This is a genomic window from Nocardia heshunensis (genome assembly GCF_054782115.1).
Window position 1 is genome coordinate 572589 of record NZ_BAAGTC010000005.1, and the last position, 11411, is coordinate 583999.

The window sequence follows — 11411 nt, forward strand, 5'->3', positions numbered from 1 at the left end:
AATGAGAGGGTCAGAGTCGGGAGCGCAGTTCGCGGCGCAGCAGTTTGCCGACCGGATTGCGCGGGAGCACATCGGCGAGCTCCAGGCGCTCGGGCAGTTTGAAGGACGCGACCTCGCGGGCTTGCAGGTGCGCGACCAGATCCGTCAGGGTCACCGTGGCCCCGGCGGCGGGAACGACCACGGCACAGCACTTTTCGCCGAGAACGGCGTCCGGGTAACCGATCACCGCCACGTCCGCGACCGCCGGATGGTCGATGAGCAGGCCTTCGATCTCCGCGGGCGCGATATTCATGCCGCCGCGAATGATGATCTCCTTGACCCGGTCCACGAAGCGCAGGTACCGGCCGCCGTCACCGCACAGCTCGAAAACGTCACCGCTGCACAGGTATCCGTCGTCGTCGAACGGCTCCGAGCTAGCCGTACCCGGTAGGTATCCGGCGAAGACGGCGGGCCCGCGCAGCCGCAGTTCGCCGCGCCCGCCGATCTCCGTGACGGTCTTCCCGCTGACGACATCGACCAGCTTCACGTCGGTCCGTGCGGCCAGCCGCGTCGTCCAGTGCACCCCGGCCGCCCCGTAGTGCGGCAGATGTTGCGCTCGCACAGTCGGATCCGGGATGTCGGCGGGCGCGCCCAGCAGGCTCACGCCCTCGTTGGAGCCGAAGAAGTTGAGCACCGAGATCCCCAACTCTTCCTGCCAGCGCGCCACGACCGGCGGCGGCAATGGCGCGCCACCCGACCCGACCGTGCGCAGTGACGACAGGTCGGCCTGCGCCCGCAACGCCTCGTTCTGCAACAGCATGGTGAGCAGGGCGGGCGGCATGCTGGTGTGCGTGACCCGATGCTCGGCGATCTGCCGGAAGAACACCGGCAGATCCAGCGGATGATGCTGCACCAGATGCCCGCCCGCCAGCAGCCACGGCAGGAACGAACCCGCGAACCCGGCCATGTTCACCATGGGAAAGGGGTTGAGCACCACCGAATCCGGTGTCACTCCCAGCCCGTCCTGCACCCCGCCCGCCACGGCCAGCCAGTCGCCGTGACAGCGGGGAATGCCCTTGGGTGCGGCCTCGGTGCCACTCGTCCAGCAGATGGTGACGCGGTCGTTCACGGTGACTTCGAGCCCGGAGATGTACTCGCTCAACCAGTTACGGACATCTGCGGGCACCGCTTCGCCGATTGGCACCGCATCCGGCGGAACGTCCGGCCCGAACGCGAAGACGGTCTGTGCATCGTCGACCACCCCGAGCGCCTCCGTCGCGAGCTCCCGATCCCCCAGCCGCCCAACGGTAATGACGGCCGACGCACCTGTCGCCGCGATAATGCCGGTCAGCTCGTGCCGCCGGTACGACACCGGCATGGGCGTCGCCACCGCACCCAGCCGCCACAGCGCCAGGTACACGGCGGTCAGCGCCACACTGTTCGGCAGCTGCACCGCCACCGTCGAGCCCTGCCGAATTCCCTTGTCCAGCAGCACCGCCGCGATATCGCCGACCTGCTCGTCGAGCTCACGCCAGGTCAGCGTGCGCGGCACCGCACCGGTCAACTCCGCCAGATTGGCCGGATCGCTGATCGCCGCGGCATCCGGAGCCGCTTCGACCCGCTGCCCGAACACCTCGGGAATCGTCTCCGCCTGCCACCAGCCCCGCTCGAGATACCCGCGCACCGTCTCGTCCGGGTGGCAGCCGTCGACGGTACGGCCGGTGGAAGCGGTTGCAGTCGAGGATGTTTCGACCATGATGATCCTCTCGGGTCAGGTGATACGGCGGAGCACGATGGCCGAGCCGAGTCCGAGTGCTGCGGGGATGGTGACCAGGGCGTATTCGCCGTCGCGGCGGCGCAGTTCGTCGAGGGCTTGGGCGATGAGGATGCCGCCGGTCGCGCCGAGCGGGTGGCCGACGGCCAGTGCGCCGCCGGACGGGTTCACCCGCGCCGCATCCACGCCGAGACCGCGGGCGAGCAGCATGGGTGTGACCGCGAAGGATTCGTTGACCTCGACCACATCCAGTCGCGCGGCCGAGATCCCGGCCCGTTGCAGGGCTACCCGCGCCGCGCTCATCGGCGCGGTCAGCAGTGGCGACCGCACCGCCGTCTGCGCGGTGCCCACGATCTGCGCCACCGGCGGGCGACCGAGGATGTCCGCCGCACGCCGATTACCCAGCAGCAGCGCCGAAGCACCGTCCGCGAGTTGCGGTGCGGTGGCGATCGTGTGCAGTCCGTTCACTGGTCGCGGCAGATCTGGCAGCCGCCGCGCGACCCGCTCCCAGGAGGGATCGGACGCGAACAGCGTCGGCAGCGACGCGAACGCCGACACACAGGCGTCGGCCCGCGCGCCCTCGTCGGCGGCCAGCACCACGGCCCCGCCCTTGCGGACCGGGATCACCGAGTCCGAAGCGACTGCCGCACTGGCCTTCCGATGCGAGCGCACCGCGTACGCGTCCAGCTCCGCCCGGGTGATCCCGTGCGCGGCGGCGGTCAGATCCGCGGACACCCCGATGGTGACGAATCCGGTCCGCTCCCCGAGGTCGGCGTCGGTCGCGATGGCGGGCCGATCCGACAGCATCGGCACCCTGGACATCGACTCCACGCCCCCGGCGACGACCAGATCCGCGAACCCCGCCGCCACCCGCGCGCCGCCGCTCTCGACGGCATCCAGCCCCGAGCAGCACAGTCGCGAAATCACCGCGCCCGGAACCGAATCCGGCCACCCTGCCCAGAGCAGCGCGGCCCGACCCACATCCCCGCCCTGCTCCCCGACCGCAGTGCTCACCCCCACCAGCACGTCATCGACGGCCTCGGGCGGGCACCCCCGCGCCTCGAGCGCCGCCAGCAACTGCCCGAACAACTCATAGGGCGGCACGTCGGCCAATGTCCCCCCACCCTTGCGCACCCGCCCCCGCGGCAACCGCACCGCGTCGTAAACGAATGCCTCACTCACAGATCCGGCCCCCGATCCGAAGCAGCCGCGACGATCGCGGTTCGAACAGTGGTCTGGGTGGCAGTGTCGCGACAGGCTCAGTGGTCATCGGCGAGTCCCCGTGCAGCGTCCTGGATTCCGGCCAACGTCTCGAGGGTCCGGCGGCCCGCGGGATCGTCAGCGGTGGTGACGGGGACGATGACGAGCTCGTCGACACCGGCGTCGCGGTACTGCTCGAGCCTCGCGGTCAGGGTCGGCGTGTCGCCGAACATGCCTACGGCTGCCGGCAATTCATCGGGAATGGCGGCGAGCAAGTCACGCGGGTGGGCACCGCTGTGGGCGAGGCGCACCACGTCTCCGAATCCTGCTTCCGTGAACATGGCGTCGTATCCCGGCGCACGCAGGTAGGCGACGACGGCTTGGCGGACGGTGGTGAGCATGTCGGCGTCGGGTTCGAAGGCGGCGGTCACCCATACCGAGACCGGTGGTGCGGGGCGGGCCGATCGGTCGGCGAATTCCTTGATGGCCGTGATGCATCGGGCGACCTGGGCAGGAGTCACCAGGTTGAGCACGACGCGATCGGCGCAACGAGCAGCCACCTCGAGGGCGCGATTCCCGAAGGCCGCCACCACGATTTCGCCACCGGCACTCGGCCTTCCGACAGCGGCACTCTCACCAGCGGAAACTGCTTGCCCGTTGTGCGAGGCGGCACCGTTGGACGCCGCCCGGCCGTGCGTGTATCCGACACTGGCGAGGCCGAATTCGGCCGCGCCGGTGTCACCGAGAACTGTCGTGGACAGGCTCGAGCGGAGGGCGGGTAGGCGTAGTCGGAAGCCGCGGATGCGTTCGATCAAGCCCTCGTATTCGACCTTCTCACCGGCCAGCAGGGCGCGGACGATGCGGGTGGACTCGTCCAGATGCCGTGCGGTGCGGTGTCTTCGGCGGCCGTGCCAGTCGCGGACCACCACGGTGCTGGAGGTACCCAGCGCCACGTCGACCGGTCGGCCGGTGAGGGCGGCGACGGTCGCCGCACCCAGGGCGATGGTGGCGGGGCTGCGCACGCCGATCGGCAAGGGGCCCAGACACAGTGGCATGCGACCCGCAGATTGCCCGATCGCGGTGGCGAGGGCGAAGGCATCGAAGGTGGCCATCTCGCCGACCCAGAGTCGGTGGTAGCCGAGTTCCTCGGCGGCCGCCGCCACCTGGATCGCATCCAGCGGTGGCCGATTCTGCCAATAGGGAAGACTGACGCTCAAGTGTGGAACAGTCACGCGGACAACCTATTTCATGGGACGTTACCGGGATCAGGAAACCGGGCGCGCAGCCGCACGCATGCGCTCACCGCTCACCCAGGTGGCGTGGAAGCCCAGCGGGACGCGGACGGGCAGGCCGAGGCGGCACACCGGGCCCGCGGTGATATCGGCGGCGTCGTAGATCCAGACTTCACCCAGGCCGGTGTGGTTGTTGTGGGCGAACATGGTGAGCCAAGCGTCGTCCTCGGCGCCGCCCGCCCGCGGGACAACGGTGAGCTCACTACCGAAGATGCCGTCTCCGAAGGGCGCGGTTTCCTTTGCGCCGGTGCGAATGTCGTACTTCATGATCGCGTCGAAGATCATGGTGCGATCCACCGACAGCCGCATCTGATACGAGTACCGGCCGCCGTGACCCGTCAAACCCTGGTCGATGGCCGGGAATTCGGTATTGACGTCATCCATCGGCTCTTCGACGGTGGCACCGGTGCGCAGATTGAAGCGGTACCGGTGCAGCTTCGCCTCCGGCCGCAGATACGCCAGCAGCTGCGCGAGCGGATGTGCGCGGTCGGACACCGGGCTGGGCTCGGAGACCCGGCACACCACCAGGACGATCTCCTCACCCTCCTCCCACGAGTTGACCGTGTGATAGATGTAGCCGGATTCGCCCTCGAACCATTTCGCCTCCGCCCCTTCGCCATAGCGCGGCAGCACCGCGAAACGGCTGGGCAGCGTGCGATCGAAGAAGATCTTGAAACGTCCGGCGACGGCCGCGCGCGGATCGTTGTAGAGCGGCAGATCCATCAGGATCGAATGGTTCTCGGTGATGGCCATATCGTGCGGCAGCCGCGGCCCGGGCAGTTCTAGACCGGTGTAGTGCTTGACCGTGCCGTCCGGGTCGGCGACGCCGTAGCGCAGGTACGGCGCATGGATGCCGTAGTCGAAGAACAGCAGTTCCTCGGTGCGCTCGTCCACCTTGGCGTGCGCCGAAACCTCCCCACGCAGGGTGCCGTTGAAGGTGTCGACCCCGCGCGTCTCGAGGCTGATCGGATCCAGCGCGTACGGCTTGCCCGCCCGGTACCACAGGGCCAGCAGATTGCCGTGGTGGTAGACGAGATCGGTATTGGCCGAATTGCGTTCGCGCCGATCACCGGCCGGATTGCCGTCCCACGGCTCGATCACGCCGCGCCACAACGCCGTTCCCGCCGCGTGCTCGGCGTCGAATTCGGCGGTGCGAATGAAACGGTTGCGGTAGGTGGCCCGGCCGTCCTCGAAGTGCACCGCGTGCAGCATGCCGTCGCCGTCGAACCAGTGGTAGCGGCCCAGCGGCGCGAACTGCGGATTGGGCCCGTTGCGCACGTAGACGCCGTCCAGATCGACGGGCAGCTCCCCGTGCAGCACAGTCAGATTGGTGGCGGTGACCTCCTGCGCGGTGGCCGCGTAGGGACCTTCCAGGTACGGGTTGGTGAGCGCCTCCGCGGCGGGCGCGATGAGTTCTTCGTTGAGCGGCATGAGAAGCCTCCAGCAACCGGGGCAGCGAGCGCCCGGCGAAGTTCACTACAGTTAATGAAGTGATACGCGTCTCAGTGGAGGCTGTCAAGAGCCGGACGCGGCGGCGAGGGCTCGAAACGTACGTCCCGGCGGCCCAGCTCCGCCCCGCAACCCCGGCAGCGCAGCGCCGGGACCAGCACGACCCCGCATTCCTTGTGCCGGATACGCAATCCGGATTCCGGTGAGTCGGGATGTGCGCGTTCGGACCATGCAAGCAGAAATGCGAAGACACCGAACAAGGCTCGACCCCGCGGTGTCAGCCGGTAGTCCCGTCCGCCCGGCTCGGGCCGGTGCAGAATCCCCGCGTCGACCAGCCTGCTCAGCCGCTCGGTCAAGGTCGTCGGCGACATGTCCAGCGCCGCACGGAATTCCGAGAACCGCCGCACCCCCGCCAGTGCCAGCCCGGTAACGGCCGCGCTCCACCGGTCGCCGATGGCCTCCATGATCTCGTCGAACCGGGCATCGTCGCCTGCCGGAACGGGGCGCGCGGAACGGCGACGCCCGGAAGTCAGCTGCCACAACACATCCCGATCCAGCTCGACCTCGGTGTCATGGGCGGTGACATCGCGCCCGCAACCGCGGCACATGACCACCGGCGGCCCGCGATGCCCGCACGCGGTGTGGGCGAACTCCGGCAGCAGCGCCCATTCCCCGGTCCACTCCCGCTGCCAGGACCATACGCACACCAGGATCTCCCAGGTCGCCAAACCCAGGTCGGTGAGCCGGTATTCGCTGCGCTCGCCGCTGCGCCCGGCGAGCGGGACCCGCTCGAGCACCCCGGCATCGACGAGCGCCGCCAGCCGTGCGGTGAGCACGGCGGGCGGCGCTCCGGTGCGGTCGGCCCACTGGGTGAACCGGCGAGTGTGATCGACGAAGGCGTGCCGCAGGATCGTCAGCGTCAGGCGATCACCGAGCAGATCGAAGGTCGCGGCCACCGCATTCGTCACTTCACTAACTGTAGTTCATTCCGTGCGCACCGGCTCTCCCAGCGTGGCCAGTTCGCGCTGCACCGCCTCGTCGTGCTCCGCCGCCTCCGCGGCCGCCTTCTTCGGGCTCCAGTGCCCGGCCATGATGAACACGAACGGGATGAAGCAGATCTGCGCGATCAGGCAGATCCACCACCAGCGCTTCCACTGCTTGGGCGAATCCGCCTGCGCCTGCGCCACATCCTGACCGTGCGCGGACAGGTAGGCCAGATCGTCGGCGGGCATGGCGCTCACCGCTTGCAGTTTCGCGCTCGCCGCGGTCAGCGCGGGACCGGTCTGCGAGGCGACGGCCAGCTGATCGACCGGCACCTTCTGCGCGGCGGTGATCCGGGCGATGGCCTGATCCGGCGGGATCTTGAACTTCGTGGCGACCTGGGCGACCGCGGTCGCCGCACTCGCCTGATCGTTCGGATTCGTCAGCAGCTTCACCAGCACGCCCGAATCGATCGCTTGCAGGGTGGCCAGCTCGTCGGGGTATTTGGCGTTGAGTTCGACGGTCGTCTTCACGTCCGCCGGTGCGTCGCCGGTGAGTTTCACCAGCGCCGCGACTTGCGCCGTTTCGTCATTGGGATTCTTGCCCAATGCCGTCAACGTGTCCGCGCCGACGGTCTGGATGGTGGCGATCTCGTTGTGGTACTTGGCATTGATGGTCTGCAGCCGTGGCCCGTAGTTGACCAGCGTGCCCGCCGCGGTGACCACGAACAGCAACCCCAGCAGCACGAACGTCACCACGGTCCGCAGCACGCCACCCCAGACCGCGAGCCCGACCGCGGTGGCGGCGGGATTGCGCTTCTCCACCGTCTCGGTGAAGCTCGCCATCCAGGTCGAGTAGGCGATGCCGCTGCCGATCGCGGTGAAGCTCATGACCACCGCGAAGGTGTAGTAGTCGGTGCCGGGTCTATCGGTGTAGCTGAGGAATACGTAGCCGCCGATGATGCTGACGATCGCGCCGAAGACCATGAAGGGTTTTCGGACCTTCATGGCGTCGGAGACGATCCCGGTCAACACCAGCGAGATGGCGCTCGCGATCCAATACCAGTTGCCCAGCGAATTCGCCTGCGCCGCAGTGAATCCGAAGTTGGTCGCCATATAGACCGGCAAGAACGAGACGATCGTGTAGAAGAACGCCAGGAAGATCGAGATCGCCAGCGCCGAGCCGACGATGTCGAGATGCATCATCTGCTTCCACTGATTGCGTTCCAGCGCATCGACATCCAGCCCGCGCGCCCGCGCCTCGATGAGCGCCTTGTCCCGCAGCGAGACCATGATCTGGTCGCGCAGCCGGGGACTCAACTCGCGCAATCCGATCAGGCCGACGATCGAGATCACCAGGCAGATCACGCCCGACAGCCGGTAGTGGTACTGCCAGTCCGGGTGCGCGTCCAGGGTGTGGGTGGAGATCTCGGTGGTGACCAATGCGCCGAGCACCGGGCCCAGCGTCCAGAACCCCATCGCCGACGCGCGGTCCAGCTGCGGCGAGAAGTCGCGCACCAGCGCGGGGGTGGCCACCAGCACCGCGCCCTCGACAATGCTGATCAAGCAGTAGACCGCGAGGTAGGCCTCCTTGCTCGTGCACTGCGGTTGCGCGAACAGCGTGAGCAGCGAGGTGACGACCGTGCCGTAGGCGACGATATTGGCTCGCCCCCAGCGGTCCAGCACCCCGGTCACCACCGACGCCACCGCGCCGAACGCCGCGCCGACGATGAAGATGCCGACGAAGTAGGCGAAGGTCAGGTGGAAGTAGGCGATCAGCTGATTGCCCACCGCGCCCGAGACGAACAGCTGGTAATACAGCGCGACCGATACCACCACGACGAGGAATAGGTACCAGGACCGGGCGGGCGTTTCCGGATAGCGCGGCAGCTTCCGCTGCCACAGCCCGGTGACCAGCGTCGGCGGGGGAAATTCCGCGGCAGGGGGCACCGCGGTCGGAATGCTACTCATGTTCGAGACGCCTTTCTGTCCACGGCATTTCGCGTGACCGGACGACCCTTCGTCGAGCAGCACGAGCAGCCGGGTGAAAACAGGGTAACTGTCATGAGTGACTTGAATCACTGTTACCGAAATCAGGACTGGACAGTTGCGACAAAATGCGCCAATCGGGCATCCGCAACATTCCTGCCACCCGGTTCGTCCGGGCGGTGACCAGCGAACTCGATCCTGTCGGCCCGGACTGCAATCATGTTGTCCGACAGGTGAGTTGCCGGGGTGATCGGATGTTCGATGAGTGACCGGGAGTGGTACGAGTTCGCCTCGGGGTTGGCGGCGCTGTTGATCTACAGCCCGCACGAGACGGTGTTGATCCTGGAGTTGACCGGGGTCGAGAATTTTCTGCAGTTCGCCAAGCAGCCGGGCTGCCTGGTGCTCGAGGTGTCCGACGACCTGTCGGACGCGCAGCGTCAGGTGCTGGCCGACGCCGGGTGGGGTCCGCCGGGCGCGTACGGGCCGCTGTGGCACTACGGGATCTGGGACAACACCCACACGACGCCGAACGCCGACGATTGCCGGGAGATCACACTCGTGGCGATCGAGGTGCTCCGCGACCTGCTATCGGTCGCCTCACCACTCGAGGTGCACGCCAAGGGCTGGGTCGACGGCCCGGGCGAGGTACTGCTCGAGGAGCTGATCCCGCAACCACCCGAACCCGCGACCGACACGATCCGGACCCTGCTGTCCATCGCGGAACTGCTCATGCCCGATCACCCCTGGCCCGTGGCCACGGTCCATGCTGCCGTGGCCCACCCCCTCCAAGCCCACCGCTCCGGCCCCTGGCGCGGTCTGCTCACCACACTCGGCGAACCCTTCTTCGGCGGACTCGGCATCCTCGGCCAATTCGACTGCAAGGAAGACGTGGACGACATGCAGAGGGCGCTGCAACGCTTACCGTCCTGCCCACCCGCACTGTCCTGGGAGTGGTACCCCGCCTTCGTAACCGCGACGGCCGACTGGCACGCCAACGACCGCGCCGAAGCCTTCCTGAAGCACGTGGGCGAACACGCTCAACACACCGGCAGCGTCCTCGTCTCCCTGGAAACCGATGGCGACGACTACGCGCTCACCTTCCTCCCGACCGACCGCCTCGACCCGTTGCGCGCGTCGACCGCCGAATTCGGCAAGCGGGTCGAGGTGCTGGGCTGAGCCGAGTCGTGTTGCGGAAGGACTCAGTCGGCGTTGCGGAAGTAGAGGGTGTTGGCGCCGTGGGCGGAGAGGGGGCCTGCTTCGGCGGCTTGGCGGATGCCGCTGCCGGGGAGGCAGGTGAGTTTGGTGAACATGGTGGTGTTGCCGAAGGCGGAGCGGACCTGGGTTTCGGAGGCGTAGTCGGCGCCGTAGTCGGAGAGGGCCTTGAAATCCAAGGGGGCCAAAGGCTTTTCGAGGGGGGTCTGGGCGGCGGGGAGGCCGAGTGCGGCGTACTGGGTGGCGGCGCCGCCCTCGTACCAGCACAGTTCGTAGGAGATGTTCTCGGTGGTGGTGACGCTGACCACCGGCCATTCCTGGGACAGGCGCAGGGCCACCGGGTGGCGGCCGACGGGGGCGACCTCCCAGTTCAGGCTCTTGACCGAGACCCAGTGTTCGGAGACCTTCTCGATGAGGACCACGTCCTCGCCCAGGCGTTCGGCCGGGTTCGATTCGGGTTCCGGTGTGCTCCAGTGCTTTTCGTCAACACCCAGGTAGGCCGTGCTGGGCACGGCGGACGCGCCGTCGGCGGTGTAGGCGGCCAGTAGAGCGGCCCGGACCAGGGTGACGGCATTGCGGCTGGAGCAGCGCACGGCCAGCGCGCCGAAGGAGGTGCTGATCTCGACCGGCTTGGAGGGCTGGTCGGGTAGTGCGCCCGCAGCGATCGGCTTGAGGCCGACCAAGGCCAGCTGCCAGTTCACCTCTTCGATGGTGGCCAGGTCACCGGCCGTCTGATAGAGGATCTGCTGCTGGGTCAGGTAACCCGCCCGCTCCAGGGTGGCGCATTCGAGCTTGCGCAAGGCGGTGACGGTCTTGCTCATGAATCCGATGTCCTCGACCCGGATCTCGCGCAACCGCTGCGTCATAGCCGGGGTGGTGACACCCGCATAGCATTCGCGGTACATGGCCAGCGCCTGCTTGCGCTGCCGACCCACCATGAGGGTGCGCAGCAGGGTGTTGAGGGAGGCCAGGTACCGGTTGGCCTGATCCGGGTCGGCGGCGAAGAGTCCGGCGCGAATGCGCACCGCGTCCTCACCCGCCGCCACCGCCGCCTTCGGATCCAGGCGGCACAGCCACACGCTGCACTTGGACAGCGCGTCCGCCGACGCCCCCGCCGCGAGCGGATAGTTCTGTGCCACATGCCGATACGCCTGACAGGCATTGCGGATGGTGGAGGTGGCGAGCTCCCGGTGACCGATGGTGCGGGCGGCCAGTTCGAACAGCCGCAGCGCCTCGGTCACCTCCGCGGCGAAGGGTGCGGTGACATGCCCGGCCGTGAGCCAGCGCAGCCGGATGAGCACCGCCTCCTGCGCGGGCTCCAGCGCCGACGGGGAGCGATCCCGCTGCGCCGGGTCGGATTTGGTGGCCATCAGGCCACGTGCCAGTTCACACAGGGAGGTCGCCAGGGCCAGCTCGGCTTCGGGCGTCCGGTCCCGCGCGGCCCCGCGGTCCGTGGCCACCTGGCGCTCGATGGCGCTGAGATCCATTGCGACCTTCAAACTCCCGTAACTGAACCCTGACATCGCAGGCCACCGA

At 68.0% G+C, this 11411-nt stretch carries 8 protein-coding genes; 1 reads left to right on the plus strand and 7 read right to left on the minus strand.

Annotated features, from left to right (window positions below):
• Positions 1-10 precede the first annotated feature (10 nt).
• The 6 genes from ACYVN4_RS21465 to ACYVN4_RS21490 all read right to left on the minus strand — a co-directional run bounded on the left by ACYVN4_RS21465 (position 11) and on the right by ACYVN4_RS21490 (position 8645).
• Positions 11-1735: a class I adenylate-forming enzyme family protein gene (locus tag ACYVN4_RS21465; RefSeq protein WP_460723732.1), complete on the minus strand. Its 1725-nt coding sequence runs from the start codon at positions 1733-1735 to the stop codon at positions 11-13.
• Between the two features lie 15 nt (positions 1736-1750).
• Positions 1751-2935: an acetyl-CoA C-acyltransferase gene (locus ACYVN4_RS21470; RefSeq protein ID WP_460723733.1), complete on the minus strand. Its 1185-nt coding sequence runs from the start codon at positions 2933-2935 to the stop codon at positions 1751-1753.
• A gap of 77 nt (positions 2936-3012) precedes the next feature.
• A complete protein-coding gene (locus tag ACYVN4_RS21475; protein WP_460723734.1) occupies positions 3013-4185 on the minus strand; it encodes an LLM class flavin-dependent oxidoreductase in 1173 nt (390 codons plus the stop codon).
• Positions 4186-4218: 33 nt separating this feature from the next.
• Positions 4219-5676, minus strand: a complete 1458-nt coding sequence (locus ACYVN4_RS21480; protein WP_460723735.1) for a carotenoid oxygenase family protein — start codon at positions 5674-5676, stop codon at positions 4219-4221.
• 71 nt (positions 5677-5747) lie between these two features.
• Positions 5748-6662: a winged helix-turn-helix transcriptional regulator gene (locus tag ACYVN4_RS21485; RefSeq protein ID WP_460723736.1), complete on the minus strand. Its 915-nt coding sequence runs from the start codon at positions 6660-6662 to the stop codon at positions 5748-5750.
• A gap of 15 nt (positions 6663-6677) precedes the next feature.
• On the minus strand, positions 6678-8645 hold the full coding sequence (locus ACYVN4_RS21490) for an MFS transporter (protein ID WP_460723737.1): 1968 nt from the start codon (positions 8643-8645) through the stop codon (positions 6678-6680).
• A 279-nt stretch (positions 8646-8924) separates the two neighbouring features.
• Here ACYVN4_RS21490 and ACYVN4_RS21495 point away from each other — a divergent pair, with 279 nt between their 5' ends.
• On the plus strand, positions 8925-9839 hold the full coding sequence (locus ACYVN4_RS21495; RefSeq protein WP_460723738.1) for a DUF6630 family protein: 915 nt from the start codon (positions 8925-8927) through the stop codon (positions 9837-9839).
• Between the two features lie 23 nt (positions 9840-9862).
• On the opposite strand, the gene ACYVN4_RS21500 is transcribed toward ACYVN4_RS21495, so the two are convergent.
• Positions 9863-11398 carry a hypothetical protein gene (locus ACYVN4_RS21500; RefSeq protein ID WP_460723739.1) on the minus strand — a complete coding sequence of 512 codons (1536 nt, stop codon included), beginning with the start codon at positions 11396-11398 and terminating at the stop codon, positions 9863-9865.
• Positions 11399-11411 lie beyond the last annotated feature (13 nt).